This is a genomic window from Homoserinibacter sp. GY 40078 (assembly GCF_008017545.1).
In the GTDB taxonomy this organism is placed as follows: Bacteria; Actinomycetota; Actinomycetes; order Actinomycetales; family Microbacteriaceae; genus Homoserinibacter.
This window is the reverse complement of sequence record NZ_VRTZ01000002.1, coordinates 309172-334486: the sequence shown is the minus strand read 5'-3', so window position 1 is coordinate 334486 and position 25315 is coordinate 309172. Positions and strand designations below refer to the sequence as shown.

Sequence of the window (25315 nt, the reverse complement as noted above, 5' to 3'; positions counted from 1 at the left end):
CCCTACAATCCTTCGACCCGGAGCACGCTCTCCACGCGCTCGACGACGGGGCTGTCGGCAAGCGCGGCGACCGTCGCGGCAAGCGAGGCCTCGGTCGCCCGGTGCGTGCCGATGACCAGCGTAGCGCCGGAGCTCTCCCCCGCCTGCACGCCCGGCTCAGCCGTTCGCACGCTCTGCGAGACCGCCTCAACCGAGACGCCGTGATCGCTGAACATGGTCGCGATCTGCGCGAGGACTCCCGGGCGGTCGAACACCTGGAGGGTGATCTGGTACCGCGTCACCACCGAGCTGATGGGGAGGATCGGCACATTCGCGTGCGTCGACTCCGCAACGCCCGGCCCGCCCACGACGTGACGCCGAGCGGCGGAGACGAGATCGCCCATCACGGCTGACGCGGTCTGGAGGCCGCCGGCTCCCGCTCCGTAGAACATGAGGCTCCCCGCGGCGTGCGCCTCGACGAACACGGCGTTGTTCGCGCCGTGCACGGCGGCGAGCGGATGCGACGTGGGCACCAGCGCGGGGTGGACGCGCGCGCTCACACCCTCTGCTCCGGTGTCCGGGTCGGTCAGCCGCTCGCAGACGGCGAGGAGCTTGACCACGAATCCGTTTCGCTGGGCCGCGAGCACCTGGTCGCGCGTGACGGCGGTGATGCCCTCGCGATGCACCGCATCGACCGGGACGGTCGTGTGGAATGCGAGGCTCGCGAGGATCGCCGCCTTCTGTGCGGCGTCGTAGCCCTCGATGTCGGCGGTGGGGTCGGCCTCGGCGTACCCGAGTTCGGTGGCGACCGCGAGCGCGCCCTCCAGGGTGTCGCCCTCGCGATCCATCCGGTCGAGGATGTAGTTGGTCGTCCCGTTCACGATCCCGAGGATCCGGTCGACGCGGTCGCCCGCGAGGCTGTCGCGCAGCGGCCGGATGATCGGGATCGCACCACCGACGGCCGCCTCGTAGTAGAGCTGGGCCCCCACCTGCTCGGCGATGGCGAACAGCTCCGGACCGTGGGTGGCGAGCAGCGCCTTGTTGGCGGTGACGACGTCGGCCCCGGAGGTGAGCGCGAGCTTCAGGTACTCACGGGCGGGATCGATGCCGCCCATCAGCTCGACGACGATGTCGGCACCGAGGATGAGCGAATGCGCGTCCGTCGTGAGCAGTTCGCGCGGGATCTCGGTCGTCCGCGGTGCGTCGACGTCGCGTACCGCGACCCCTACGAGCTCGAGCCCGGCTCCGACGCGAGCGGCGAGCTCGTCCCGGTGCTCGAGCAGGAGGGCGGCGACCTGGGCTCCCACGGAACCCGCCCCGAGGAGGGCGACGCGCAGGTTTCGGTATTCGATCATGTTCCGTCCGGCTGATGATGGATGCGGAGCTCTGCCTCTTCGGCTCCGCTCGAGTAGCCCGCGTCTCGACGGAGCAGGTCGTGCTCCGTCTCGCGGCGGATGAGCACCCGGCTGCGTCCGTCGCGCACGGCGACGACCGCGGGGCGCCCGACGTAGTTGTAGTTGCTCGCGAGCGACCAGCAATAGGCCCCCGTCGCGGGCACGGCGAGCAGGTCACCGGGCTGCACGTCACCCGGCAGGTAGTCGTCGCGCACGACGATGTCGCCCGACTCGCAGTGCTTGCCTGCCACGCGCACGAGCGCGGGGTCCGTGTCGGAGCGCCGGTTGGCGATCCGCACCGTGTAGTCGGCTCCGTAGAGGGCGGTGCGCAGGTTGTCGCTCATGCCGCCATCGACGCTCACGTAGCGACGGACCGCGGTCTCTTCGCCCGAGACGACGACGTCCTTGACGGTGCCCACCTCGTAGAGGGTGACACCGGCGGGACCCACGATGTACCGACCGGGCTCGATGGCGATGCGCGGCACGGGGATGCCGAGCTCGGCGCACCCGGCGACGACCGCATCCGCGAGCTCGCGAGCGATCCGCTCGATCGGAGTCACCCGGTCGACGCTCGTGTAGGCGATGCCGAATCCGCCGCCGAGGTTCAGCTCGGGAACGTCGCCGCCCTCGAGGAGCTCCGCGTGCAGTGCCAGCAGGCGACGCGCGGCCTCTCCGAATCCTGCGGACTCGAAGATCTGCGACCCGATGTGCGAATGCAGCCCGAGGAAGCGCAGCTGCGCGTGGGAACGGATGCGGGCGACCGCCTCGGCGGCATCCGCGATCGGGATACCGAACTTCTGATCCTCCCGCGCGGTGGCGAGGTACTCGTGCGTCGAGGCGTGCACACCGGAGTTGATCCGCAGCCTCACCGGCTGGGTGCGCCCGTGCCGCTCGGCGGCCGCGGCGACCCGCTCGATCTCCACGAGACTGTCGATGACGATCGCGCCGACGCGCTCTTCGACGGCCCGATCGATCTCGTCGAGGCTCTTGTTGTTCCCGTGGAATCCGATGCGTGCGGGGTCGACGCCCGCAGTGAGCACCACAGCGAGCTCCCCGCCGGTGCAGACATCGATCCGCAGGCCCGCGTCGGCCATCCAGCGCGCGACCTCGACCGAGAGGAACGCCTTGCCCGCGTAGTAGACGGCGACCTCCGCCCCCGCCGAGGCGAACGCAGCGGTGAAGGCGTCACGGATCCCGGCGGCACGATCGAGGACCGCCTGCTCGTCGAAGACGTAGAGAGGCGTGCCGTATGCCGCGTGGAGCGCCGTCGCCGGGACTCCTGCGATCTCGATCGCTCCTGACGCCGCACGATCGGCCTGCGCCGGCCATATGCCTGCGTCGAGCGCGTTCGCGTCGACCGGCTGGGCGAGCCAGCCGGGTGCGAGCGGATTGACGGACACGGGAACCCCACAGGGACATCGTCGGGACGAGGAAAGTGAGGCGAGCGGACCCGGATTGGCCCCTGAAGCCTCGGCCAGTCTAGCCGTGCGGCCTACTGGTGTTACTCGCGCCGGCCTGCCGCCCGCCACACCGCGCGGACGAGCAGCGCGGCGACGACGCTCAGCACGAGCGCGATCCCCACCGCGACCGCGACGGCGATAGCGGGAAGAACCGGGTAGAAGAATGTCGGCGACGCGAACGACCCGATCACGACCCCCACCACCACGGCGATCGTCTCCCGTCGCGGCGACCTCGGCGGACGGATGGCGAACGACAGCGCGAGAAGGCCGATCAGTGCGGGCGGAATGCCCATCCCGATCCCGATGATCAGCACCGCGGGGATCAGCGAGACGAACAGCTCGGGGCCGTCGCCCGTGGTCGAGACGCCCGCGAGAGCGAGCACGATCGCCGCCGCGATTCCCACGCCGACGGCCGCGACGGCGAAGCGCCAGGCGAAGGCGCGGAGCCGCGGCGGGGCAGCCGTCACGTGCAGCTTCCGCGTGTGCTGAAGCGATCCGAACCGACAGCCTCCCCCGACGCGTCGAACTCGAGCACCACGCGGTCGCCGACGACATCCGCACCGCTCAGCTCGAGCGCGGCGGGAAGCTGATCGGCGACGCACACGCTCTGCTGCTGCAGCAGGGCCTCGGCGAGTGACCCGAAGACCGGGTCGCCGACGGCATCTTCGACGGGAAGGGTCTGATTCGCGATCCGGAGGCTCGTGACGCGGAACGCGAGCGCGCCGTCGAGGGCATCCGGCTCGATCCCGAGCCCGAACGGGATCGATGCGGCGAGCACGGTGACGCTGCCGCTCACCACGATCTCGGGCTCGTCGAGCGCGATCGAGGCGAGCGGGACGCCCGTGAGCTGCGACGAGACGTTCTCGAGCGCCGCCTCGGGGATCAGATACCTCGCGGTGATGCTGGTGGTCGCTGCGTCGAGATCGAGCGGCACGCCCTCGGCCACGACATCGAGCTCACCCGTGAACGGCCCCACCTCGAGGTCGTCGACGGCGAGCTCGACCTGCGCGAGGCGCCCCGTGGCGAGCTGCAGCAGCAGCGGTCCACCTCCGATCTCCACCTCGACCTGCGCGTCCGACGCGTCGAGGGCGTCGGCGACGCGGTCGGCGATCGCCGCTTCCGCCCACTGACGGCCGAGGAGATCGAGGGCCACGAGCGCGCCGACGACAACGAGGAGAGCGACGAGCACCCACGGCCAGCGCCGCCGTCGGGGGGCGGCAAGCGGGTCGGGGGTCGCCTGGGTCATGGTCACATCCTGTCGGGTGCCGAGACCCCGAGGAGCGTCAGCCCGTTGCGGAGTACTTGGCCGGTGGCGTCGTTGAGGGCGAGCCGGGTGCGGTGAAGGTCCTCGACGGGGGCATCGCCGAGCGGGATCACGCGGCACGCGTCGTACCAGCGGTGGTAGGCCCCGGCGAGCTCCTCGAGGTAGCGCGCGATCCGGTGCGGCTCGCGGTACTCGGCTGCCTGCAGCACGATCCGCGGGAGTTCCGCGAGCGAGCCGAGCAGCACGCTCTCCGTCTCGTGCGAGAGGAGTGCAGGATCGAACACACTGCGATCCACCCCCGCGGCCTCGGCGTTGCGTGCCACGGCGCGGGTGCGGGCGTGGGCGTACTGCACGTAGAACACCGGGTTGTCGTTCGTGCGCTTGGCGAGCAGGTCGAGGTCGACGTCGACCTGCGAGTCGATCGAGCTGCGCACGAGCGCGTAGCGGGCGGCGTCGACACCCACGGCATCGACGAGGTCCTCCATCGTGACGACGGTGCCGGCGCGCTTCGACATCCGCAGCGGCTCGCCGTCGCGGACGAGGTTCACGAGCTGCCCGATGAGGATCTCGAGATTGACGTAGGGGACGTCGCCGAACGCTGCCGTCATCGCCATGAGGCGCTTGACGTAGCCGTGGTGGTCGGCGCCCAGCATGATGATGCACCGCTCGAAGCCGCGTTCGCGCTTGTCGAGGTAGTACGCGAGGTCGCCGGAGATGTACGCCGGCTCACCATCCGACTTGATGACGACCCGGTCCTTGTCGTCGCCGAACTCGGACGTGCGCAGCCACGTGGCGCCGTCGGCCTCGTAGATATGGCCGAGCTCGCGCAGGCGGGCCACCGCGCGCTCCACGGCACCCGACTCGTGAAGCGAGTTCTCATGGAAATAGACGTCGAAGTCGACCCCGAAGTCGTGCAGGCTCGACTTGATCTCGCCGAACATCTGCGAGACGCCGAGCTCGCGGAAGACCTCCTGCTGCTCTGCACGCGGCAACGCCCCGAGGTCGCCGGGGTAGTCCGACTCGACGCGTGCGGCGATGTCGAGGATGTAGCTGCCGCCGTACCCGTCCTCGGGCGCGGGCTCACCGAGGTGGGCGGCGAGGAGGCTCCGGGCGAAGCGATCGATCTGCGCGCCGTGATCGTTGAAGTAGTACTCACGCGAGACGTCGCCGCCCTGCGCCTCGAAGATGCGCGCGAGGCTGTCGCCGACGGCAGCCCAGCGGGTGCCGCCGATGTGGATGGGCCCCGTGGGGTTGGCCGAGACGAACTCCAGGTTGATGCGCTCGCCGGCGTAGAGCCCGCCCCGCCCATAGGCGTCGCCCGCGTCGAGGATCGCCTGGGCGAGGGCGCCTGCCGCTGCCGCGTCCAGGCGGATGTTGATGAAGCCGGGCCCGGCGACCTCGGCACCGGCGATCCCCGGCACCTCCGCGAGCGCCGCCGCGAGCTCGTCCGCGAGCTCACGCGGAGCGACTCCGAGGCGCTTGCCGAGCTTGAGAGCCGCGTTCGAGGCCCAGTCGCCGTGGTCGCGGTTGCGGGGGCGTTCGAGCGTGACGTCGTCCGGTGCGATCGAATCGGGGTCGGTGCCTCGCGTCGCGGCCGCCCGGCGTGCGAGATCGAGCAGGACGGCGGCGAGTTCGGCGGGATTCACGAGGTCCGATCCTAACCGAGGCGCTTCCAGCTCTTCGGCAGGGTCGGGGTGACAATAGAGGAATGCGACGCCTCCCCTCCGCCGTCCTCCTCGCCTCCATCCTCGCGGGTGCGGGTCTCGTCCTGACCGGCTGCTACGCACCGACGCCGGAGCCGACGGACTCGCCGAGCGCGACGACAACACCCACGCCGTCGACATCGCCCACCCCGAGCGGCACGCCCTCGGCGGAGCCCGCGACCTATCCGGTCGACATCGCCTGCAGCTCGCTCATCACACTGCAGCAGATGTACGACTTCAACCCGAACTTCAGCCTGCTCGCCTCGTGGGAGCCGGAGGCGGGGTCGGCGGCAGCGACCGCGCTCGAATCGGAGGGCGTCGCCTGCCGGTGGCGCAACAACTCCAGCGGCGAGACGATCGACATCTCGGTGGCGTCCTTCGATGCCGGCACCCTCGAGCGGCTCGCCAACGAGGCGTACGAGTCGAGCACGATGGTGCCGACCTACGGGGACGAGGCCTACTTCGAGGTGCAGGGCGACGAGGGCGAGGCGATCGTGTTCGACGGGGCCTACTGGCTCGTCGCGCGGTCCGTCTACTTCCAGGAGCCGGGCGACGCGGAACCGCTCGTCAACGACGCGCTCTCGGCGCTGCCCTGATCGAGCGGCTCGATCCGCTCAGCTGAGTTCGACCGGTTCGTCCGGGTCGTCGCTGAGAGGGGCATCGGCCTGCGCGTCGATCTCCATCGAGAGCAACGTGACGTCCGCGAGCGTGTTCGTCTCGAAGGCGGTATCGGCGGCGTCGCGGCCCGTCGCGATGCGCACGAGGCCCGATCGCGGCGCCAGGCGCGTGGAGTCGACGACCACCCAACGACCTTCCACGAGCGCCTCGACGACCGCATGCAGGTCCATCGGCTCGAGCTCGGGCGCGTAGACGGCGACCACTCGAGCCGGCACGTCGAGAGCACGGAGCATCGCAGCCGTGAGGTGGGCGAAGTCGCGGCACACGCCGGCACCCGCGTCGAGCGTCTCGACCGCTCCCCCGGTCGGTGAGCTGGCCTCCGGGCGATAGTCGAGCTGGTCGTACACCCAGTCGCCGACCGCCCGGACGAGCGGCCATCCGGCGAGACCCGGGAAGGTGCTGCGCGCAACCCCGGTCAGTGCATCCGACTGCACATACCTGCTGGGTCGCAGGTAGACGACCTCGTCGAGCGGGTCGACGGGAGCCGGTTCCGCCCGCCCGATAACGGTCGCGGCGTAATCCACCTGGAGGATGCCGGGCGTCGCTTCGAAGAGCGCCAGCCGCGTGCCGTGATCCTCGCGCGTGGGGCGCGTCTCGATCGTGGCGCCATCGAGGCGCACCCGAAGGGACTCGACGGCCGCCGGAACCCCCTCGGCGACTTCGAGTGCGAGGACGAACGCGGTCGGGTCATCCACCTGGAAGGTGAGGCTTGTGCGCACCTCCCGCCGCAGGCTCATGACCGATGGTGGAGCGGCAGGTGGCGGGATCGCATGCTGCTAGCCTAGGTCTCGCGCGCCCTCGTAGCTCAGTGGATAGAGCGCTTCCCTCCGGAGGAAGAAGTCGCACGTTCGAATCGTGTCGAGGGCACCGATAATTTACTGGCCTCGCGGGCCGTCCACCCCCAACCTTTTCCGTCGGGCCCTCGTCTGATCGGATAGAGGGGAGGAAACCGTGGCACGCACCGAGAGCTGGGAACAGGTCGTCGCCGAGCTCGTGGCCGAGCGCGGCGATGCGCTGCTGCGGTACGCCCGTCTGCTGACCGGCAGCCCCGACGATGCCGCGGACCTCGTGCAGGAGGCCCTCGTACGCACCTTCGGCCGGCTCCGCAACGGATTCGGCGTGGAACGCGCCGAGGCGTATGTTCGCCGGGCGATCCTCAACGCATCGCTCGATCAGGGACGGCGCGTGAGTCTGTGGCGGCGGATCGCACCGACCCAGTTCGTGCGAGATGCGCTCCCGCCTGCCGATGACGATGTCGAGCTGCGTCTCGACCTGCACGAAGAGCTCGCCAAGCTCAGCCCTCGTGAACGGGCGTGCCTCGTGCTGCGCTACTACGACGACCTGAAGGTGGACGACATCGCCGCGACCCTCGGCATCAGCTCGGGAGCGGTGAAGCGCTACCTGAGCGACGGTCTCGCGAAGATGGCGATCGCCTTGGCCGACGACGGTACGATCGCCGACCGGCTGGGACCGGATGGCGCCCGGCCCGGCACCGGGCTCACCCCGCTGCGCAGCCACCGAACGGTCGCACGCACGGACGACAGGACGGGAGGCGATCATGCCCACCGAAGCTGAGCTGCGCGCGCTGCTGCGTGACGAGGATCCGGAGCCGGGTGCGCTCGACGCTGACCGGATCGTGCGTCTGGCACGCCGCCGCCGACGCCCCCGCCAGCTCGCCGCGGGGATCGCCGGAGGCGCCCTCGTCGTCGCGGCCGTCGGATTCGTCGTGCCTCCCCTTGCGAATCTCGCGGCGAGCACGTCGATGAGCGCCGCGGACGAGGCCGTGGGGACGATGGAGGGCGCCGAGTCCGCTCCGGATGGCGACGCGGGTGCGGCTCAGAGCGGGGACCAGGGGCTTCGCTGCGCGGCGGACGGGTCGCCCGTGGTCTCGGCGGATGCGCTCGAGGCATCACTTTCGCCGCTCGGATGGCGCTCCCCCGGAGCACCTTTCACCGTGACCGCGCGCCTGACGAACCTCGGCGGCGAGCCTGTGTCGCTCCTGCTCTCGCGCGTCGAGGTGTCCGCGGACGACGGGAGCATCCTCGCCGTGGCGGTACCCGACGACGCGAGGAGGGTCGATCTCGACGCGGGTGCGACGTCCATCGAGACCTGGGCTGTCGCCTCACTCGACTGCACCTCCGCACTCGCACCCGACGGCGACGAGGTGTCGGTGCGACTCGAGTTCACCGACGCCGCCGGCGATGGGGTCGCTGCCATCGGGCGCACGACCTTCACCCGACTCCCCTAGACGCTGCCCCGCAGACTCGGCGGAATGTCGGCGTCGCCGGAATAAGATTCCGACATCGCGCGCAGCAGGCCGCGCCGAACCCGGGAGAAGCATGACCGCGTTCCTCGTCGTCCCGCAGTGGCAGGGATCGCCCTCCAGTCGCGCCATGCGTCTCGTCGACGGTGCCCAGGCGATCCGCTCCGACCTCCCCGCGTCCGCCACTCGCGAGATCGACGTACCGCTCGAGGCGGGTGACGAGCAGGGCAGCGGAATCGCACGTTACGGTTCGCTCGAGATCGTGCGGGAACGCCTGCGCACCGCGCTCGCCTCACTGGACGAGCCCGCCATCGTGATCGGCGGCGACTGCGGAGTCTCGGTCGGGGCAGTCGAGCACGTCGCGAGCGAGGACGTCGCCCTGGTCTGGTTCGACGCGCACCCCGACCTCAACACCCCGAGCACCTCGACCTCCGGTGCCTTCGGAGGGATGGTTCTGGCCTCGCTCATCGACTCGGGAGCCATCGACGCGAGCCGAGTCGTGCTCGCGGGCGTGCGCCAATGGGATTCCGCGGAAGAGGACTACGCGGCCGAGCACGGCGTCACGAGCCTCGACGTCGAGGCCGCCAGCCGAGCCGACGGGCTCGCCGAGGTGGTCGCGGCAACCGGGGCGAGCCGCGTCTACGTGCACATCGACCTCGACGTGCTCGATCCGCCGGAGTTCGGCGGGCTGCTCGAGCCGATCCCGTTCGGGATGTCTCCGGCGGCTCTCGTATCGGCCATTCGCGCTCTGGTCGAGCGCCTACCGCTCGCGGGCGCGTCGATCTGCTCGTTCGCACCGGAGACCGCCGAACGCGCCGTCGACGACGCGCCGACGATTCTGCGGCTCATCGGCGCACTGCGGGGCTGAGCCTCGACCCCTCGGCCGCACCCGCCTACGCTCGAAGCATGGATGCGCGCGAGGTCGATGTCGTGGTGATCGGCGCGGGCGCGGTGGGCGAGAACGTCGCCGACCGCACCGCGCAGGGCGGGCTCTCGACCCTCATCGTGGAGGCCGAGCTCGTCGGCGGCGAGTGCTCCTACTGGGCGTGCATGCCCTCGAAGGCGCTGCTACGGCCCGCTGCAGCCCTGCGCGCCGCTCGTGCGGTGGCGGGAGCGGCAGAGGCGGTGACCGGCGAACTCGACCCACGGGCGGTGCTGCGTCGCCGGGATCGCATCACCCACGATCACACCGACGACTCTCAGGTGGCGTGGCTGGAGGGCGCGGGGATCGAGCTCGTGCGCGGTCACGCACGGTTCGTCGGACCGCGCCGCATCGTCGTGACCGCCAGCGACGGCACGACCGTCGAAATCGAGGCGCGCCACGCGATCGCCGTCTGCACCGGTTCGGTGCCGGTGCTTCCTGACATCCCCGGGCTCGCCGAGATCGATCCGTGGACGAGTCGTGACGCCACCTCCGCGTCCGAGATCCCGTCGTCACTCGCCGTGCTGGGCGGCGGGGTCGTCGGCTGCGAACTCGCTACTGCCTACGCCTCGCTCGGCAGCCGCGTGACCCTGCTGGCCAGGAGCGGGCTGCTGCGGGGTCAGGAGCCGTTCGCCCGCGAGGCGGTCGAGCAGGGGCTCGCCGCGGCGGGCGTCGATGTCCGCATCGGCACCGAACCGGTGTCGGCGCATCAGGCGGAGAAGAACGCCGTGCTGACCCTCGACGACGGGGGTCGCGTGCTCGCCGAGCGGGTGCTGGTCGCCACGGGACGCACCGGTCGCACCGGCGACCTCGGGCTCGAGGCGCTCGGCATCGCGGCGGAGCGCCGGATCGAGGTCGACGACACGATGCAGGTGCCGGGCTTCTCGTGGCTCTACGCCGTGGGCGACGTGAACGGGCGCGTGCTGCTCACCCATCAGGGCAAGTACCAGGCGCGGGCTGCGGGCGACGCGATCGTCGCGCGCGCGGCGGGGCGCCCCGTCGACGACGCTCCGTGGGGCACCCACGTGGCGACCGCGGATCACCGCACGGTGCCGCAGGTGACCTTCACGGATCCCGAGGTGGCATCCGTCGGCCTGACGGCAGAGGCCGCCGAGTCGGAGGGACTGCGGACCCGCGTGCTCGACTACGACCTGTCGTGGGTGGCGGGTGCGAGCGTCTACTCCGACGACTACCGCGGTCAGGCCCGCGCGGTCGTCGACCTGGACCGCGAGGTGCTGGTCGGCGCGACCTTCGTCGGACCCGATGTCGGCGAGATGCTGCAGGCGGCGACGATCGCGATCGCCGGCGAGGTACCGCTCGCCCGTCTCTGGCACGCGGTGCCCGCGTATCCGACCGTAAGCGAGGTCTGGTTGCGATGGCTCGAGGAGTTCGGACGCCCCGCGACGGAGGGATGACCTCCGGAGGGGCTTCGTCGACCGCCCAACGTTGGGCGGCCGGGGCGGTGCGCGGTGTCACGCGCATTCCCGGATGCCGCCGCCTTCTGCTCTCGCGCCCGGTCGCGGCGACGGGCTTCGGCATCGCCACCGCGCTCGCGTTCCTGTGGGGCACGGTCCTGTTCGGGCGCCACCGCCGTGCGCCGGGGGTGCATGTGATCGCGGGACTCCCCCGATGGTCGTTCGGGCGAGGCGGCACCACCATCGGTGCCGTGTATCTGACGCGCGACGTCACGTCGGATCGTGTGCTGACGCATGAGGCCGTTCACGTGACGCAGTGGCGGCACTACGGCCTGTCGTTGCCGATCCTGTACCTCGCGGCTGGGTCCGAGGCACGCACCAACCGATTCGAGATCGAGGCGGGGCTCGTCGACGGCGGGTACCTGCCCGGCTGAATGTCGAGCGCGGGCGCGACTAGTTCGAGCTGAGGGCGTGAGCGGCGCGGTCGCCGGAGACCCACGCGTAGACCTGGTGCTCCCGCTCCGCCTCGACGGGGAGCATCTCGGCCAGCCAGGCGTCGACCGCGGCACGCAGGCTCTGACCGCGGTCGCGGAACAGCCAGGTGACACACACACGCCCCGGTGCGGAGAAAGGCCGCACGCTCGATGCGTCGGCGACCTCGAGGAAGATCCGGCCGCGGGCCTTCTCCGGAAGGCCGGCAGCGACGGTCTCGGCGATGGCGATGTCGGAGTCGATCGCACCGAGCAGCACCGAGTCACCCTCGCCCGGGTTCCAGGCGATGGTGGCGGGGAGCACATCCGAGATCAACATCGATCCCAGTATAGGTCAGCCTTACCTAAGCAGTGGCTGTCAATTCACCCATGCAGGCGGGTGTCGCCGGTGCCAGCGGAGGCGGCGCTCCAACTGGGCGCCCAGCGCCAGGAGGGTCCGCTCCCCTCCGGGCCTTCCGACAAGCTGAACACCCATCGGGAGACCGTCGGGAGTCGTGTGCACGGGGAGGGTGATGGCCGGAAGGCCCGCGACGTTCGCGAAGCTCGTGAAGGGGGTGTACTCCACCTGCTGAGCGAAGTTGCGCTCGCCATCCTCCGAGTCATACCAGCCGATCGGCCGCGGCGTGAGGGCGAGCGACGGCATGAGCACGGCGTCGAACGGCGCCAGGAGCGCGACGATGCGGCGTTCGTACCCGGCAAGCCAGGCGAGCGCCTCGCCGAGCGTCCGCGCGTCGAGTTCCCGTCCTTGCTCCACCAGCCACCGGGTGAGCGGCTCGACGAGCGCGAGCTGGGCGTCATCGAGCGGAAGGGTCGCGGCACCCGCCTGCCACACGGCACGGAATGCCGGGGAGTAGCCGGGCTCCTCGGGCAGCGCGAGCTCGTCGACGCCGTGGCCCAGGGCGACGAACTCCCGGACGGCCAGATCCAGGGCGGCGCGCGCCTCCGGGTCGAGGCGGATGTCGTAGGCGCTCGCCCAGGGACTGTCGACGCTGACGGCGAGCTGGAAGCGGCCTTCGCCGCGGGTCGCGGACGAGAGGAAGGGTCCGTCGTCGTCGCGATCGGCAGGCGGTTCGGTTGCCCACTGCGACCGGGATCCGGAGGGCGCGACGAACGCGTCCAGCAGGAGTCCGGCATCTGCAACCGTGCGGGCGAGCGGCCCGGCGACGACGAGCCCACCGAGGGATCCGAAGCCGGATGCCGCCGCGATCCTCCCTCGCGACGGCTTCAGCCCTACGAGACCGGTCGCGGCCGCGGGGATGCGGATCGAGCCACCGCCGTCGGAGCCCGGCGCGACCGGCAGCAGCCCCGCGGCGACCGCGACTGCGGCTCCCCCGCTGGATCCACCCGCGCCGAGCGACACGTCGTAGGGATTGCTCGCGGGCCGGCCCGCGAGCGGCTCGGTGTAGCTCGGGAAGCCGAACTCGGGCGCGGCGGTGGATCCGAGACTCACCGCCCCGGTCGCATCGAGGACGATCGCGAGCTCGTCGCTCTCGTCAGCGACGCGCCCCGCGAACGCGCGGGAGCCGAACGCGCTCACACGTCCTGCCCGCGCGACGAGGTCCTTGTCGGCAGTCGGCAGACCCCAGAGCGGGAGGGCTCGTGAGAGCGACTCGGTTGCCTCTGCTCGGAGGAGCCCCGCGTCGCTGTCGACGACCGTGAAGGCGCCGAGTTCCGGATCGAGCCGCTCGATCCGCGCGAGGTAGTGCTCCGTCAGCTCACGAGAGGTGATCTCGCCCCGCCGCAGCCAGTCGAGTTGTTCGACGGCGGTGAGGTGGTGGAGTTCGAACACTCTCTCGAGGTTAGCCACCGTGCGGGGTTGACACTCACAGGAATACCTGCTTGGTTAGTTACTCAACTAACTAACCAATTATCCCCAGGAGCCACCGTGGACGACAGCCGCCCGATCTTCCTTCAGATCGCCGAGCAGCTTGAGAACGACATCGTCTCCGGCGCCCTCCCCGAGGAGAGCCAGGTTCCCTCCACCAACGAACTCGCGGCATACCTGCGCATCAACCCGGCCACCGCCGGCAAGGGCGTCAACCTGCTCGTCGAGGCGGGGATCCTGTACAAGAAGAGAGGCATCGGAATGTTCGTCGCCGACGGCGCGCGCGAGCGCCTCGTGGCCCAGCGCCGCGATCGATTCCGGGAGCAGTACATCGCTCCCCTGCTGGCAGAGGCACGCGGGCTCGGCATCACGCCGACCCAGCTCGCGGCCATGATCGGTGAGGAGGATGCGCGATGAGCACGATCGTCCGCGCTACGGGCCTCACCAAGACCTACGGAATCGGAGGCGGCGCCGTGCATGCAGTCTCCGATGCGAGCTTCGCACTCGAAGAGAACCGCATCCACGGCCTCCTCGGCCGCAACGGTGCAGGCAAGACCACGCTCATGCAGCTGCTCACCGGCCAGGAGTTCGCCACGCGAGGCACGATCGAGGTGTTCGGCGAGCGCCCCGTGGAGAACGCCCGGGTGCTCGATCGGGTGTGCTTCATCAAGGAGAGCCAGCGCTACCCGGACGACTTCCGGGTTCGGCACGTGCTCCGCAGCGCACCCGGGTTCTTCCCGGAGTGGGATGCGGACTTCGCCGACGAACTCGTCGAGCGCTTCCGGGTGCCGCTGGGGCGACGGATGAAGAAGCTCTCCCGCGGGCAGCTCTCGGCCGTCGGCGTGATCGTCGGACTCGCGAGTCGAGCTCCACTGACGTTCTTCGACGAGCCGTACCTCGGCCTCGACGCGGTCGCCCGCCAGCTGTTCTACGACGTGCTGCTCGCCGACTACGCCGAGCATCCGCGCACCGTGATCCTCTCGACCCACCTGATCGACGAGGTCTCGAACCTCCTCGAGCATGTGCTCGTGATCGACGACGGCCGCATCGTGATCGACGCGGACGCCGACGATCTGCGCGGCGCGGCGATCGACGTCGTGGGCGCGCGGTCCGCCGTCGACGCATTCACCGCGGATCGCGAGGTGCTCCACCGGGCCGGTCTCGGCGGCCTCGCGACGGCCACCGTCGCGAACCTCGACGATGCGGGGCGAAAGGCGGCACGCGACGCCGGACTCGAACTCGCCCCCGTCTCCCTGCAGCAACTCGTGATCCGCACCACCGTCGGCGCGAACGCCGGCCACACGAACGGAGAGAACGAATGACCACCACCGCTCTCGCGGCACGCCCGGCGCCGATCCCCGGTCCCGGTGCCCGCGTCTGGCGCATCGTGCGCCTGCTCACGGCGAACCCCTGGACCACCGTCTGGTGGCCCGTCCTGATCCTCACCGCGATCTTCCTGATGACCCTGTCGATCTGGGGTCTGATCCGGCTCAACGTGCCCGACGTCGGCGCCGAAGGGCTCCCCGGAACGCAGTACAACGGCGGGATCAGCTGGATCTTCGTCTACATGCTGGTTGTCGCGGTGCAGGCCATCAATCTGAGCTTCCCGCTCGCACTCGGCTACGGATCGACCCGCCGGGCGTTCCTGCTGGGCACGGGCCTGACGTTCACGATTCTCGCGGCGGCGTACGCGCTTCTGCTGACCGTCGGCTCGACCCTCGAAGAGGCCACCCGCGGTTGGGGCTCCGGAGGCGCCTTCTTCCGGCCGTTCTACTTCGCCACGGACGCCGGCCCGCTCGCGCAGTGGTGGATCTACTTCTGCTGGCTTGCGTTCTTCCTCTTCACGGGCGTCTACTTCGCGGCGGTCTTCGTCCGCTGGCGCGCGGTCGGGCTGACCCTCGCGCTCCTCCTGTTCGCCGCCGTCGTGATCGGAGCAGTCGCGCTGCTGACGTTCACGGGAGGGTGGGGTCTGGTCGGAGACGCGATCGGCACGCTCGGCACCGTGGGCAGTGCGAGCGTCATGCTCGTGCCCGGCTTGGTCGCGGCAGCGATCGGATACGGGGTGCTGCGACGGGCGACGCCGCGCGCCTGACCCTCACGGCTCGGCATCGTGCCGAAGGAGCTACTTCAGGCTCTTCTGCATCAGCACGGTGCCGAGCCATCGGCCGAACTTGAAGCCGACCTTGCCCATGTGGCCGATCCGCGTGAAGCCGAACGACTCATGCATGCGGATGGAGGCGTCCGCGCCCTTGTCGGCGATCACCGCGATGACCTCCTTGATGCCAGCGGCCTTCGAGCGCGAGAGCAGCTCGGCCATCAACGCGGTGCCGAGTCCCTTGCCGGTCGCTGCGGCACGCAGGTAGATCGAGTTCTCGACTGTGTAGCGGTAGGCGGCCTTCTGCTTCCACGGCGACACGTTCGCGTAGCCGAGGATCTGACCTGACGGTGAGACCGCGACGATCCACGGGTAGCCGAGCTTCTGCGCGTGACGGAACTTCGACCGCACCTCCGCGAGCGTCTGCGGGTCCTCATCGAAGGTGACCGTGGAGTTCGCGACGTAGTGGTTGTAGATCTCCCGGATGTGCGGCAGATCTGCAGCCTCGGCATCCCGGATGCTGAACGCGAACTCGGGCTCGGGCTCGGGAACCGCGCGCAGATGGGGCGGGAGTCGACGTCGAGGGTTGTACTCCTCTTCGAGCATCAGGTCACGTCCCGGCGCCACGTGGTGAGCGCGCCGGAGACGATGAACACGACAGCGTAACCGGCCAGCACCAGTCCACCTTGCCACCATTCGAGCAGATTCGCGCCTCCGCCCGCACTCAGCGAGGTGAAGAAGCTGGAACCGACAAGAGCGTCGCTCGCGGCGCCCGGCAGGAACCGCCCGACCTCGGCGCTCCACTCCCAGAAGGCTGCGGCGATACGAAGCGTCGGCTCCACGAACTGGGTGAACGCGAGCACGATGACGATCGACGCGACCTGGTTCGGCACCAGCACGCCGAGTCCGACGCCGATGACCCCCCACAGCGCCATGGCGAGCACCATCCGCCCGAGCAGCGCCCAGGTGTCGGTGGAGTCGAGCAGAGGGTCGACCCCCACGAGCGCCAGGATCAGACCGCCGACGCCGACGGTCGCGACGATCCCCACGACACCGAAGATCGCACCCCACGCCGCACCCACGATGACCTTGCTGCCGAGCACCTCTCCGCGCCTCGGCGTGGCGAGGAACGTGGGGGTGAGGGTCTGGTGGCGGAACTCCGTCGTCGTCGCCAGGGCGCCGAAGAGCAGCGGGAAGACGTACCCGACCGAGGTCGCGAAGCTGTAGACGAGCGGCGGGATGGACGAGCCAGGTCCCAGCGCATCCGCCTGGTCCGAGATGGTGCCGAAGAGCGCGGCCATCCCGCCGGCGAACAAGGCGATGTACCCGAAGAGAACGATCGCGAGGATCCACCATGCGCGGGTCGTGACGACCTTGAGAGCCTCGGATCGAATCGAGCGCAGCATCAGCGGATCCCCCCTTCGCCCACGAGCTCCAGGAAGACGTCCTCGAGTCCCTCCTTCTCGGGAACGAGGAGGCTGAGCACGACACCCGCCGCGAGCGCCGCACGCCCGACCGCCTCGGCATCGAGACCCGAGACATGCAGCCCGTCGTGTGCGAGTTCGATCGATCCGCCCGCCGCGGTGACGGCGTCGGCGAGTGCGGCGCGGTCAGCGGCATCCACCCGCACCCGGCCGGGACCGGATTCGAGGCCGTCGAGTGTGCCCTGGTACACGAGGCGCCCGCGCGAGATGATGACGACCCGGTCGACGGTCTGCTGCACCTCGCTCAGAAGGTGCGAGGAGACGAGCACCGTGCGCCCTTCCGCGGCGAGCGAGCGCAGGAAGCCGCGGATCCAGCGGATGCCCTCGGGGTCGAGTCCGTTGATCGGCTCGTCGAGCACGAGGACGCCCGGATCCCCCAGGAGCGCGAAGGCGAGCCCCAGCCGCTGACGCATGCCGAGCGAGTATCCGCCGACCCGGCGGCGCGCAGCGGAGCCGAGGCCCACCCACTCGATCACCTCGTCGGCGCGACCGGTGGGGATGCCTGCGGCGGCTGCGGCGACCCTCAGGTGGTCACGCCCGCTGCGGCCGGGGTGGAAGCTCGCGGCCTCGAGGGCTGTTCCCACGGTGCGGAGGGGGTCGCCGAGCTCGGTGTAGCTGCGCCCGTCGAAGCTGGCTGTGCCGCTCGTGGCCCGCACGAGGCCGAGGAGGGCACGGAGAGTGGTGGTCTTCCCCGCGCCGTTCGGCCCGAGGAAGCCGGTCACCACCCCCGGTTCCACCCGGAAGGTGAGGTCGTCGACGGCCGTCGTGCGGCCGAAGCGCTTGGTGAGTCCCTGTATCTCGATCACGGCGCCGGTCATGGCGTCCACGCTAACGGCGGATGCCCGTCCGACGCCTCCCCCGAAGGTCGGAGATGGGTCAGGATCGGGCGTCGATCGCCCGCAGATCCCAGTCGACGGGAGCCGCCCCCGCCTGCTCGAGCAGGGCGTTCGCCCGGCTGAACGGATGCGAGCCGAAGAACCCGTTGCGGGCCGAGAGCGGGCTCGGATGCGCGGAGGAGATCACCGGGGTCGTCCCGAGCAGCGGCCGGAGCGTCCCAGCGTCCCGCCCCCACAGGATCGCGACGAGCGGCGAATCCCGTGCCACGAGAGCGCGGATCGCATGCTCGGTGATCGCCTCCCATCCGAGGCCGCGATGCGAGCCCGGCGAACCGCGACGCACCGTGAGCACCCGGTTGAGAAGCATGACGCCCTGGGTCGACCATCCGGAGAGGTCGCCGTGCTCGGGAGGAACGATGCCGAGATCGTCGCGGAGCTCGGTGTAGATGTTCTGCAGGCTGCGCGGCAGGGGCCGCACGTGGCGGTCGACCGCGAACGACAGACCGATCGGATGCCCCGGGGTCGGATACGGATCCTGCCCGACGATGAGCACGCGCACCGCATCGAACGGCGCGGTGAAGGCGCGCAGCACGTTCGCGCCTGCCGGGAGATAGGGGCGCCCCTCGGCGACTTCGGCGCGCAGAACCTCGCCCATGCGCGCGATCTGGGGCGCGACCGGCTCGAGCGCCCGCGCCCATCCGGCGTCGACGAGTTCCGAGAGCGGGCGCGGTCCGCTCATGCTCCGAGGATCCCGACGATCACGCCGGCCGGCTCGTCGAGCACCTGCCAGACGCTGCCGGCACCGTGCACCGCGAATCCCTCGTCGGCGACGATCAGGACCGTTCCCTCGTCGATCGCGACCCCGCCGTCGACCATCCCGGCCTCCGTGGCGGCGACGAGCCGGCCGAGCGTGCCCCACTGCGCCGCGTGGACGTCCACGGCGAGATCGACGAGTCCCAAGCCTTCGGCGATCGTGACCTCGTCGAGGCCCTCCGCGGTGGCCTCCGGGCAGACAGGCACGCCGTTGATGCGCCATCCGCCGATCACGGCACGATCGGCCGCGATCATCGCACCCGCGGAGAACCCGAGGTACGGCAGGCCGTCGGCCACGAGCAGACGGATCTCCTCGACGATGTCGTCCACCGCGGCAAGATACGCCGGGGTGAGGCCGCCGCCGATGACCAGCCCATCGATATCGGTGAGCACCGCCGGTGCGAACCGCTCCCCCGCCACGAGCACCGTCACGACCGGCTCGCACGCTGCGACGGCCCGCAATGAAGCCGGGTACTCGGCGCGGAATCCCTCGGACGGCACATCATCGGCGACCACCAGCAGCACCCCGATCCGCGGGACGATCCGCCCGCTGCCCGCTGCCCGTGCCGCCGCCTCGGCGAGGAAGACACCCGTCACCTCGGGGTCGCCCGTCGGTGTGAATCCACCTCCCACGAGATGCACGCTCACGCGGCATCCCCGGTGAGATCGTCGGGGAACGACACCGGGCCTTCTGAGCTCCACGGGAACATGATCCAGCGGTCGGTGCGCCGCCAGGTGTACGTGGGTTCGTGCACGGTGGTGGGCTTCGTGTAGAGGCAGACCGTGCGCACCTCGCTGCCCCCTGCGGCGAGCAACTGCACCACGAGTGCGAGGGTGCGCCCGGAGTCGGCCACGTCATCGGCGAGCAGAATGCGCTTGCCCGCGAGCGAATCGCGATCGAGGGTCGGGGGCAGCACGACGGGTTCGTCGCCGCGCGCGCCGATCCCCGTGTAGAACTCCACGTTGAGACTGCCGAGCATCTTGACGTCGAGCGCGTACGCGAGAGACCCCGCGAGAGCCAGACCGCCGCGCGCGATCGCCACGATGGCATCGGGACGGAAGCGGTCCGCGGCGATCGTCTCGGCGAGCTCGCGGGCGGCTCGTCCGTAGGTGCTCCAGTCCAAGATCTCGCGCGACTCGTCGGTCATGTCTCAACGCTACCGACCCGCGCGGGCCACTAACATCCGTGCATGGCCTCCCGCACCCGAGACGCGACGGCGATCACCTTCTCGCTCGTCGGGTTCCTGTTCCTCGTCGAGCTCACGAGCGGCATCATCCAGGGCTTCTACGTGCCCCTGATCCCCAAAATCGTCCTGCGTCTCGACATCCATGACGGTGACTTCAACTGGTTCGAGGCGGCCCAGCTGCTGCTGTCGGCGATCGTGGTCCCGATTTTCGCGAAGCTCGGCGACATGTACGGCCACAAGCGGATGCTGCTGATCACGACCGCGCTGACGGCGGGAGCGACGTGGTGGCTCGCCACCGCGACGACCTTCACGACCTTCCTCATCGCGTGGTCGTTGCAGGCCTTCTACGTCGTGTGGCTCCCGCTCGAGATCGCGCTCATCTTCGACCGCGGACGCCGAACCGGGACGGCCGCCTCGCAGACGAGGCGCTCGGCCGGATTCCTCGTGGTCGCGCTCGAGCTCGGGGCGATCCTGGGGGCGCTCGGGGCGAGCAGGGTGTTCGGCGCACTCGGCGAGGACGTCATGCTGACCCTCTTCGCTCCCGCGATCGTCGTGACGCTCGTCTTCTTCGCGGTGCTGTTCGGTGTGCCCGAGTCGGAGCCGATCCGCGGGCGCCGACTCGACGGCATCGGGTTCCTGCTGCTGACGGTCGGCCTCCTCGCCATCACCGCCGGACTCGGCTGGCTGCGCATCGACAGCTCGCCGACGGGCATCGCGGTGACCGCGGGAGCGATCGTCGTCGGTCTCGTGGTGCTCGTAGGCTTCGGGCGCTGGGAGCTGCAGCATCCCGACCCGGCGATCGACCTCCGCGTCATGCGGCGGCCGAGCATGTGGCCCGTCATCGTCACGGCGGGGCTCTTCGGCATCAGCGTCCTCGGAGCGCAGGCGCCGCTCGCGACCTACGCCGGCACCGATCCGGAGCTCGTCGGATACGGTCTGGGTCTCGACACCGACGCGTTGTCCAACCTCATCGGCGTGTACCTCGTCTCGATGATCGTCGGTGCGCTGCTCTTCGCCGCGGGCTCCCGTCGGATTTCGCCGCGGCTCTCGCTCATCCTCGCCACGGGCCTCGTCGCTCTCGGCTATCTGCTGTTCCTGCCGTTCCACCTCAAGGTGGCGCAGGTGATGACGAATATGGCGATCGCGGGTCTCGGCTCGGGCGCGCTCGTCGCCGCCCTACCCGCGGCCGCAGCTGCAGCGGCACCCCGCGGCCAGACAGGCGTCGCGTCGGGAATGACCAACACGACGAAGACCATCGTCGGATCGTTCGCGTCGGCGATCTTCGGCGTGGCGCTCGTCGCGGGCGCCGAGAGCGCTGCAAGCTCGATCGCCCCGCTCGCCGGCTACCTCACGGTGTGGGCGATCTCCGGCGGTGGGGCCGTGGTCGCAATGGTGTTCCTGTTCTTCGTGCCGAAGCTCGCGTTCGCGGATGTGGAGCCCGAGCTGCTGCCCGATCTCACACCCGCGGAGTGAGCGGCCCCCGGATGACCTTGTGGGGTGCAGCCTGCGCGACGGGCTTGATCGTCACGAGATCGAGGTCGACGTGCACGGGCAGCTGGACCGCGTGGACGATCGCTTCGGCGATGTCGTCGGCGACGAGCGGTGCCTCGACACCGGCGTAGACGGCGTCGGCGGCGTCCCTGTCACCCTTGAACCTCACGAGCGAGAAGTCGGTCTTGACCATCCCGGGCGCGATCTCGATCACGCGGATCGGTTCGCCCGCGAGCTCGAGTCGGAGCACGGCCATGAGCGCATGCTGGGCGAACTTGGCCGCGTTGTAGCCTGCCCCACCTTCGTAGACGACGTGAGCAGCGATCGAGGTGACCGCGAGGATGTCGGCGCCGCCGCGCTCCGCCGCACCCGCACGCAACGACGGCAGCAGGGCTTCGATCATGCGCTTGGTGCCGAGCACGTTCGTCTCGTACATGACGCGCCAGTCGTCGACCTGGCCGTGTTCGACGCTGTCGAGCCCCAACGCACCTCCGGCGTTGTTGACGAGCGCATGGATCGGCCCGCTCGCCTCGACCTCCTCCCGGATGCGCGCGACATCGGCGCCGTCGGTCACGTCACCGACGATCGCGGTGAGCACCCCCTCGTCCGCGAGCGCCGCCAGGCGATCCGCGCGACGCGCGACACCCAGCACCTCCCATCCTTCGGAGGCGAAGCGACGTGCCGTCGCCTCACCGATGCCCGAACTGGCTCCTGTCACGACCACCCGATACGCCATGCCTCCACGCTAGGGCCTCGGCAGGACGTCCCCGGACACACCGACGGGCGCCCCGCAACGCCCCGTACTGTTGTCCAGTGAGCGACACCGCGTCGACCCCGGTCAAGAACCGGACACGCGTGCCCTACTGGGACAACGCGCGATTCGCGTGCATCGTGCTCGTGGTCATCGGACACGCGATCCAGCGCCAGACAGCCGATTCGGACAACGCGCTCGCCCTGTACCTGTTCATCTACGCGTTCCACATGCCGGCGTTCGCGATCGTGTCCGGGTACTTCTCCAAAGCAGATGCGCCCGGGGGCCGTCAGATGCGACGGCTCATCACGGACTTCGTGCTGCCGTACGTGATCATGCAGTCGATCTGGTCGATCGTGCAGTGGGCCGTCGAAGGCAAGGACATCTTCAACCCGACCGAGCCGCACTGGACGCTGTGGTTCCTGCTGGCGCTCGCGATCTTCCGCATCGTGCTCCCCTACCTCGCGCTGCTGCGTTGGCCGCTCGTCTGGGCCGTTCTCTTCTCGGTGACGGTCGGATACTTCGCCAATGTCGACTCGACGTTCTCCTTGTCGCGAGCGATCGGCATCCTTCCGTTCTTCGTGCTCGGCTGGAAGCTGCGGCAATGGGATGTGTGGGGACGCTGGCTCGACCTCGGGCGCGGCGTCTGGGCGGCACGTGTCGCCGCGCTCGCGGTGCTCGGCGCATGGCTCGCCGTAGTCATCGTCAACGTGCAGTCCTTCCGCGCGTTCGACCTGCGCCTCTGGTTCTTCTACGACGACTCGTATCAGGCGCTCGGGGAGCCCACCTGGTGGGCGGGTCTTCTCCGGTTCGCGCTCATCCTTCTCGCGGTGCTGCTGACCGCTGCCTTCCTCGCGCTCGTGCCGCGTCGCGCCACCTTCTTCACGACTTTCGGTCAGGCGACGATGTACGTCTACCTGCTGCACTCGTTCGTGCTGTATCCGATCCGCGAGTCGGGCATCCTGCGCGACGACCACTCGTCGGCGATCTGGCTGCTCACGATGGTGTTCGCGTCTCTCGCGATCTCGATCGTCCTGTCGAGCCCGTGGGTGCGACGTGTGTTCCGGCCCGTGATCGAGCCGAAGCCCGACTGGCTCTTCCGCGACGCGGACTCGCGCCCGCGAACGCAGTCGCGGACCGACCCGACGGGTTCCCGCCGCGGCTGAGTCACTCCGTCGGCACGGCCGCGGGAACTGCCGAGACCCGGCGGGGCAGCACGAACACGAGACCGAACGCGGCCACGGCGAAGATCGCGCTCACGAGCATCGCGTGCCCGGCCGACACCGCGAAGCCCGCTGCCACGGCGTCGGGACCCGTGATCTCGAGCGTTCCGAACAGCACCGATCCGATCACGGCGATTCCGACCGCGGATCCCACACGCTGCATCGTGCCGATCACCCCGGAGGCCGCACCCGCCTCGGCACGGTCGACCGTCGCCACGATGAACTGCGCGTTCGGGGCGATGAACAGGCCCGAGCCGATCCCCGCGATCGCGAGTGGCGCGAGGAGCTCCCAGTTGGTGAGGTCGGCAGCCGGAACCGTGGCGAGCACGATCCAGACGACGATGAGACCCGCCGCGACCATCCCGGTACCCAGCACGAGCGCTCCGCGACCCAGTCGGTGAGCGACCCGGTCGCTCTGGGATGCGCCGATGATCGACCCGAGGGCGAACGGCACCGAGACGAGGCCCGACTCGAGCGCCGAGTGGCCGAGACCCGACTGCCAGAGGATCGAGATGGTGAAGAAGATGCTCGTGAAGGCCGCGAAGTAGACCATCGCGAGGATCACGCCACCCGTGAAGGCCGGGTGCGTGAACAGGTGCGGCGGCACGAGCGGCGTCGTTCGGCGTCTCCGGTCGAGCAGCACCTCCCACAGGGCGAACACCACGACCAGCAGCGCCCCGCCGACGAGCGAGAGCCACGTCCACAGCGGCCAGTCGAGATCCTGGCCCTCGATGAGCGGCACGAGGATCGCGACGAGCGCCCCCGCGAGCAGCAGAGTGCCCACGATGTCGACGCCCTGGGCATCCCGCCCCTCCGCGCCCCCGGGAAGGACGATCCAGGAGGCCACGACCGCGATCACGCCGATGGGCAGATTCACGAAGAAGATCGAGCGCCAGCCCTCCGCGTCGCCGAGCCACTCGATGAGGAGGCCTCCGATGATCGGCCCGAGAGCGGTGGAGACCCCGATCGCGGCCCCCATCACGGCGAACGCACGCCCGCGGTCGCGCCCCGTGAACATGAGCTGGATCAGCGCCGTCACGGCGGGGAAGAAGAAGCCCCCGGCGAGTCCCTGCGCGACGCGGGCGATGACGAGCGCCGTGCCGTCCTGGGCGAGACCACACGCGAGGCTCGCGATCGTGAACCCGGAGACGCCGATCAGGAACACCCACTTGTGCCCGATGCGATCACCGATCCGCCCGGCGGGGATGAGGACGAGGCCGTAGGCGAGCGCGTATCCGGCGATGATCCACGAGAGAGTCGCCTCGGAGGCCTCGATGCTTGTGCTGAGCGTGGGGAGCGCGACGTTCACGATCGTGGTGTCGAGCATTCCCATGGCGACGCCCAGGATGAGCACGGCGAGGGCGAGCCAGCGCCCTCGGGTCGACGAGAGCGATGAGGGGGCGGTGCGGGTCATGGGGTTTCCTCTCTGCGCGCACGTTCGTCGCGGATGATGTCGGGGAGTGCGGCGAGCAGTTCGTCGTGCCAGGCGATCTCGCCCCGCAAGCGGTGAGTGCCGTGGGCCATCGCGACCCACTCGGCCTCGGTGAGGTACTGACGGATCCGCGCGCGGCGGGCGTCGAGCTCGGCGAGGGAGGCCGTGAGCCGGGCGTGACGGGACCGCACGACGGCCTCGAGTCGGTCGAGCGCTTCGGGATCGAGTCGCGCGATGCCCAGGTCGACGGGGTCGTGCCGGAGGTCGAGCGTCTCGAGGGTCTCGGCCTGGATGCTGCGGAGCGCCTCACGACCGGAGTCGGTGATGGCGTAGACCTGCCGCTCGGGATAGTTGCCGACGCGCTCGACCCGGACGGCTGCGATGAGACCCTCGCGGTCGAGCCGCCGGATGGCCCCGTACAGGCCGCCGACCGAGATGTCCGTCCATTCGGTGACGTGCTCCTCCTCGGCGAGGGCGACGAGCGCATGGCCATGCATCGGGCCCCGCTCGGCGAGCGATCCGAGGACGAAGAGACGGATGGATGACACGCGACTACTTTCACGAAAGTACCCGCGCGTGTCAAGTCGGATGTGACGCTCCGTTTCACGC

The 25315-nt window shown here is 70.1% G+C and carries 28 protein-coding genes and 1 tRNA gene; 12 read left to right on the top strand and 17 right to left on the bottom strand.

Annotated features, from left to right (window positions below):
- Window positions 1–2 precede the first annotated feature (2 nt).
- The 5 genes from FVQ89_RS10355 to argS all read right to left on the bottom strand — a co-directional run bounded on the left by FVQ89_RS10355 (window position 3) and on the right by argS (window position 5743).
- Entirely contained in the window at window positions 3–1334 is a 1332-nt protein-coding gene (locus FVQ89_RS10355; protein ID WP_147901874.1) for a homoserine dehydrogenase, read from the bottom strand.
- Window positions 1331–2773, bottom strand: coding sequence for a diaminopimelate decarboxylase (gene lysA, locus FVQ89_RS10350; protein ID WP_147901873.1), 1443 nt, complete (start codon window positions 2771–2773; stop codon window positions 1331–1333). Before lysA ends, FVQ89_RS10355 begins: the two co-directional genes overlap by 4 nt.
- Before the next feature lie 101 nt (window positions 2774–2874).
- Window positions 2875–3300 carry a hypothetical protein gene (locus tag FVQ89_RS10345; RefSeq protein WP_147901872.1) on the bottom strand — a complete coding sequence of 142 codons (426 nt, stop codon included), beginning with the start codon at window positions 3298–3300 and terminating at the stop codon, window positions 2875–2877.
- Window positions 3297–4079, bottom strand: coding sequence for a DUF2993 domain-containing protein (locus tag FVQ89_RS10340; protein WP_147901871.1), 783 nt, complete (start codon window positions 4077–4079; stop codon window positions 3297–3299). Before FVQ89_RS10340 ends, FVQ89_RS10345 begins: the two co-directional genes overlap by 4 nt.
- A gap of 2 nt (window positions 4080–4081) precedes the next feature.
- Window positions 4082–5743, bottom strand: coding sequence for an arginine--tRNA ligase (argS, locus tag FVQ89_RS10335; RefSeq protein WP_255513556.1), 1662 nt, complete (start codon window positions 5741–5743; stop codon window positions 4082–4084).
- Window positions 5744–5805: 62 nt separating this feature from the next.
- Between argS and FVQ89_RS14620 the strand changes: the two genes are divergently transcribed.
- The gene (locus FVQ89_RS14620) at window positions 5806–6396 is read left to right on the top strand and encodes an arginyl-tRNA synthetase (protein ID WP_255513555.1); all 591 of its coding nucleotides are present in this window, start codon (window positions 5806–5808) and stop codon (window positions 6394–6396) included.
- A gap of 18 nt (window positions 6397–6414) precedes the next feature.
- Here FVQ89_RS14620 and FVQ89_RS10325 read toward each other — a convergent pair whose 3' ends face one another.
- Entirely contained in the window at window positions 6415–7215 is an 801-nt protein-coding gene (locus tag FVQ89_RS10325) for a transglutaminase family protein (protein ID WP_147901868.1), read from the bottom strand.
- A gap of 57 nt (window positions 7216–7272) precedes the next feature.
- Between FVQ89_RS10325 and FVQ89_RS10320 the strand changes: the two genes are divergently transcribed.
- The 6 genes from FVQ89_RS10320 to FVQ89_RS10295 all read left to right on the top strand — a co-directional run bounded on the left by FVQ89_RS10320 (window position 7273) and on the right by FVQ89_RS10295 (window position 11512).
- Window positions 7273–7345: transfer RNA gene (locus FVQ89_RS10320), tRNA-Arg, on the top strand.
- A gap of 84 nt (window positions 7346–7429) precedes the next feature.
- Window positions 7430–8053: a SigE family RNA polymerase sigma factor gene (locus FVQ89_RS10315; protein ID WP_147901867.1), complete on the top strand. Its 624-nt coding sequence runs from the start codon at window positions 7430–7432 to the stop codon at window positions 8051–8053.
- Window positions 8037–8726 carry a hypothetical protein gene (locus tag FVQ89_RS10310; RefSeq protein ID WP_147901866.1) on the top strand — a complete coding sequence of 230 codons (690 nt, stop codon included), beginning with the start codon at window positions 8037–8039 and terminating at the stop codon, window positions 8724–8726. Before FVQ89_RS10315 ends, FVQ89_RS10310 begins: the two co-directional genes overlap by 17 nt.
- A 91-nt stretch (window positions 8727–8817) precedes the next feature.
- Window positions 8818–9609: an arginase family protein gene (locus FVQ89_RS10305; protein ID WP_147901865.1), complete on the top strand. Its 792-nt coding sequence runs from the start codon at window positions 8818–8820 to the stop codon at window positions 9607–9609.
- Window positions 9610–9647: 38 nt separating this feature from the next.
- Window positions 9648–11078, top strand: coding sequence for an NAD(P)/FAD-dependent oxidoreductase (locus tag FVQ89_RS10300; protein ID WP_147901864.1), 1431 nt, complete (start codon window positions 9648–9650; stop codon window positions 11076–11078).
- Window positions 11075–11512 carry a Fe-S oxidoreductase gene (locus FVQ89_RS10295; RefSeq protein ID WP_255513554.1) on the top strand — a complete coding sequence of 146 codons (438 nt, stop codon included), beginning with the start codon at window positions 11075–11077 and terminating at the stop codon, window positions 11510–11512. Before FVQ89_RS10300 ends, FVQ89_RS10295 begins: the two co-directional genes overlap by 4 nt.
- A gap of 19 nt (window positions 11513–11531) precedes the next feature.
- Here the strand turns inward: FVQ89_RS10295 and FVQ89_RS10290 are convergent, their stop codons facing one another.
- Window positions 11532–11888, bottom strand: coding sequence for an SIP domain-containing protein (locus FVQ89_RS10290; protein WP_147901863.1), 357 nt, complete (start codon window positions 11886–11888; stop codon window positions 11532–11534).
- A gap of 39 nt (window positions 11889–11927) precedes the next feature.
- On the bottom strand, window positions 11928–13358 hold the full coding sequence (locus FVQ89_RS10285) for an amidase (RefSeq protein ID WP_147901862.1): 1431 nt from the start codon (window positions 13356–13358) through the stop codon (window positions 11928–11930).
- Window positions 13359–13454: 96 nt separating this feature from the next.
- On the opposite strand from FVQ89_RS10285, the gene FVQ89_RS10280 reads away from it, so the two are divergent.
- Genes FVQ89_RS10280 through FVQ89_RS10270 form a run of 3 tightly spaced genes read left to right on the top strand, consistent with a single transcriptional unit; the run spans window position 13455 to window position 15486 of the window.
- A complete protein-coding gene (locus FVQ89_RS10280) occupies window positions 13455–13811 on the top strand; it encodes a GntR family transcriptional regulator (RefSeq protein ID WP_147901861.1) in 357 nt (118 codons plus the stop codon).
- A complete protein-coding gene (locus tag FVQ89_RS10275; RefSeq protein ID WP_147901860.1) occupies window positions 13808–14716 on the top strand; it encodes an ABC transporter ATP-binding protein in 909 nt (302 codons plus the stop codon). The genes FVQ89_RS10280 and FVQ89_RS10275 overlap by 4 nt, the downstream gene beginning before the upstream one ends.
- Window positions 14713–15486 carry an ABC transporter permease gene (locus FVQ89_RS10270; protein ID WP_147901859.1) on the top strand — a complete coding sequence of 258 codons (774 nt, stop codon included), beginning with the start codon at window positions 14713–14715 and terminating at the stop codon, window positions 15484–15486. The genes FVQ89_RS10275 and FVQ89_RS10270 overlap by 4 nt, the downstream gene beginning before the upstream one ends.
- Before the next feature lie 30 nt (window positions 15487–15516).
- Here the strand turns inward: FVQ89_RS10270 and FVQ89_RS10265 are convergent, their stop codons facing one another.
- The 6 genes from FVQ89_RS10265 to FVQ89_RS10240 are packed head-to-tail and all read right to left on the bottom strand — an operon-like array spanning window position 15517 to window position 19770.
- A complete protein-coding gene (locus FVQ89_RS10265; RefSeq protein WP_147901858.1) occupies window positions 15517–16095 on the bottom strand; it encodes a GNAT family N-acetyltransferase in 579 nt (192 codons plus the stop codon).
- Window positions 16095–16895, bottom strand: coding sequence for an ABC transporter permease (locus tag FVQ89_RS10260; RefSeq protein ID WP_147901857.1), 801 nt, complete (start codon window positions 16893–16895; stop codon window positions 16095–16097). Before FVQ89_RS10260 ends, FVQ89_RS10265 begins: the two co-directional genes overlap by 1 nt.
- On the bottom strand, window positions 16895–17791 hold the full coding sequence (locus FVQ89_RS10255; RefSeq protein WP_147901856.1) for an ABC transporter ATP-binding protein: 897 nt from the start codon (window positions 17789–17791) through the stop codon (window positions 16895–16897). The genes FVQ89_RS10260 and FVQ89_RS10255 overlap by 1 nt, the downstream gene beginning before the upstream one ends.
- Before the next feature lie 58 nt (window positions 17792–17849).
- Window positions 17850–18548, bottom strand: coding sequence for a uracil-DNA glycosylase (locus FVQ89_RS10250; protein WP_147901855.1), 699 nt, complete (start codon window positions 18546–18548; stop codon window positions 17850–17852).
- The gene (locus FVQ89_RS10245) at window positions 18545–19270 is read right to left on the bottom strand and encodes a Type 1 glutamine amidotransferase-like domain-containing protein (protein WP_187264995.1); all 726 of its coding nucleotides are present in this window, start codon (window positions 19268–19270) and stop codon (window positions 18545–18547) included. Before FVQ89_RS10245 ends, FVQ89_RS10250 begins: the two co-directional genes overlap by 4 nt.
- Complete coding sequence (locus FVQ89_RS10240) at window positions 19267–19770, bottom strand: phosphoribosyltransferase (protein ID WP_147901853.1); 504 nt, start codon at window positions 19768–19770, stop codon at window positions 19267–19269. The genes FVQ89_RS10245 and FVQ89_RS10240 overlap by 4 nt, the downstream gene beginning before the upstream one ends.
- Window positions 19771–19812: 42 nt before the next feature.
- Between FVQ89_RS10240 and FVQ89_RS10235 the strand changes: the two genes are divergently transcribed.
- The gene (locus tag FVQ89_RS10235; protein ID WP_147901852.1) at window positions 19813–21282 is read left to right on the top strand and encodes an MFS transporter; all 1470 of its coding nucleotides are present in this window, start codon (window positions 19813–19815) and stop codon (window positions 21280–21282) included.
- On the opposite strand, the gene FVQ89_RS10230 is transcribed toward FVQ89_RS10235, so the two are convergent.
- The gene (locus tag FVQ89_RS10230; protein WP_187264994.1) at window positions 21266–22036 is read right to left on the bottom strand and encodes an SDR family NAD(P)-dependent oxidoreductase; all 771 of its coding nucleotides are present in this window, start codon (window positions 22034–22036) and stop codon (window positions 21266–21268) included. The genes FVQ89_RS10235 and FVQ89_RS10230 overlap by 17 nt on opposite strands.
- A 77-nt stretch (window positions 22037–22113) precedes the next feature.
- Between FVQ89_RS10230 and FVQ89_RS10225 the strand changes: the two genes are divergently transcribed.
- Window positions 22114–23217, top strand: coding sequence for an acyltransferase family protein (locus FVQ89_RS10225; RefSeq protein ID WP_255513553.1), 1104 nt, complete (start codon window positions 22114–22116; stop codon window positions 23215–23217).
- 1 nt (window position 23218) lies between these two features.
- Here FVQ89_RS10225 and FVQ89_RS10220 read toward each other — a convergent pair whose 3' ends face one another.
- Window positions 23219–24688 carry an MFS transporter gene (locus FVQ89_RS10220; RefSeq protein ID WP_147901851.1) on the bottom strand — a complete coding sequence of 490 codons (1470 nt, stop codon included), beginning with the start codon at window positions 24686–24688 and terminating at the stop codon, window positions 23219–23221.
- Window positions 24685–25254 carry a PadR family transcriptional regulator gene (locus FVQ89_RS10215; protein ID WP_147901850.1) on the bottom strand — a complete coding sequence of 190 codons (570 nt, stop codon included), beginning with the start codon at window positions 25252–25254 and terminating at the stop codon, window positions 24685–24687. Before FVQ89_RS10215 ends, FVQ89_RS10220 begins: the two co-directional genes overlap by 4 nt.
- Between the last annotated feature and the right edge of the window lie 61 nt (window positions 25255–25315).

What these genes read in the sequence shown, in the direction of transcription:
- FVQ89_RS10355 (WP_147901874.1), bottom strand. Translation starts at nt 1,334, where the DNA reads ATGATCGAATACCGAAACCTGCGCGTCGCCCTCCTCGGGGCGGGTTCC.
- FVQ89_RS10340 (WP_147901871.1), bottom strand. Translation starts at nt 4,079, where the DNA reads ATGACCCAGGCGACCCCCGACCCGCTTGCCGCCCCCCGACGGCGGCGC.
- FVQ89_RS14620 (WP_255513555.1), top strand. Translation starts at nt 5,806, where the DNA reads ATGCGACGCCTCCCCTCCGCCGTCCTCCTCGCCTCCATCCTCGCGGGT.
- FVQ89_RS10325 (WP_147901868.1), bottom strand. Translation starts at nt 7,215, where the DNA reads ATGAGCCTGCGGCGGGAGGTGCGCACAAGCCTCACCTTCCAGGTGGAT.
- FVQ89_RS10310 (WP_147901866.1), top strand. Translation starts at nt 8,037, where the DNA reads ATGCCCACCGAAGCTGAGCTGCGCGCGCTGCTGCGTGACGAGGATCCG.
- FVQ89_RS10305 (WP_147901865.1), top strand. Translation starts at nt 8,818, where the DNA reads ATGACCGCGTTCCTCGTCGTCCCGCAGTGGCAGGGATCGCCCTCCAGT.
- FVQ89_RS10300 (WP_147901864.1), top strand. Translation starts at nt 9,648, where the DNA reads ATGGATGCGCGCGAGGTCGATGTCGTGGTGATCGGCGCGGGCGCGGTG.
- FVQ89_RS10295 (WP_255513554.1), top strand. Translation starts at nt 11,075, where the DNA reads ATGACCTCCGGAGGGGCTTCGTCGACCGCCCAACGTTGGGCGGCCGGG.
- FVQ89_RS10290 (WP_147901863.1), bottom strand. Translation starts at nt 11,888, where the DNA reads ATGTTGATCTCGGATGTGCTCCCCGCCACCATCGCCTGGAACCCGGGC.
- FVQ89_RS10275 (WP_147901860.1), top strand. Translation starts at nt 13,808, where the DNA reads ATGAGCACGATCGTCCGCGCTACGGGCCTCACCAAGACCTACGGAATC.
- FVQ89_RS10270 (WP_147901859.1), top strand. Translation starts at nt 14,713, where the DNA reads ATGACCACCACCGCTCTCGCGGCACGCCCGGCGCCGATCCCCGGTCCC.
- FVQ89_RS10265 (WP_147901858.1), bottom strand. Translation starts at nt 16,095, where the DNA reads ATGCTCGAAGAGGAGTACAACCCTCGACGTCGACTCCCGCCCCATCTG.
- FVQ89_RS10260 (WP_147901857.1), bottom strand. Translation starts at nt 16,895, where the DNA reads ATGCTGCGCTCGATTCGATCCGAGGCTCTCAAGGTCGTCACGACCCGC.
- FVQ89_RS10255 (WP_147901856.1), bottom strand. Translation starts at nt 17,791, where the DNA reads ATGACCGGCGCCGTGATCGAGATACAGGGACTCACCAAGCGCTTCGGC.
- FVQ89_RS10250 (WP_147901855.1), bottom strand. Translation starts at nt 18,548, where the DNA reads ATGAGCGGACCGCGCCCGCTCTCGGAACTCGTCGACGCCGGATGGGCG.
- FVQ89_RS10240 (WP_147901853.1), bottom strand. Translation starts at nt 19,770, where the DNA reads ATGACCGACGAGTCGCGCGAGATCTTGGACTGGAGCACCTACGGACGA.
- FVQ89_RS10235 (WP_147901852.1), top strand. Translation starts at nt 19,813, where the DNA reads ATGGCCTCCCGCACCCGAGACGCGACGGCGATCACCTTCTCGCTCGTC.
- FVQ89_RS10230 (WP_187264994.1), bottom strand. Translation starts at nt 22,036, where the DNA reads ATGGCGTATCGGGTGGTCGTGACAGGAGCCAGTTCGGGCATCGGTGAG.
- FVQ89_RS10220 (WP_147901851.1), bottom strand. Translation starts at nt 24,688, where the DNA reads ATGACCCGCACCGCCCCCTCATCGCTCTCGTCGACCCGAGGGCGCTGG.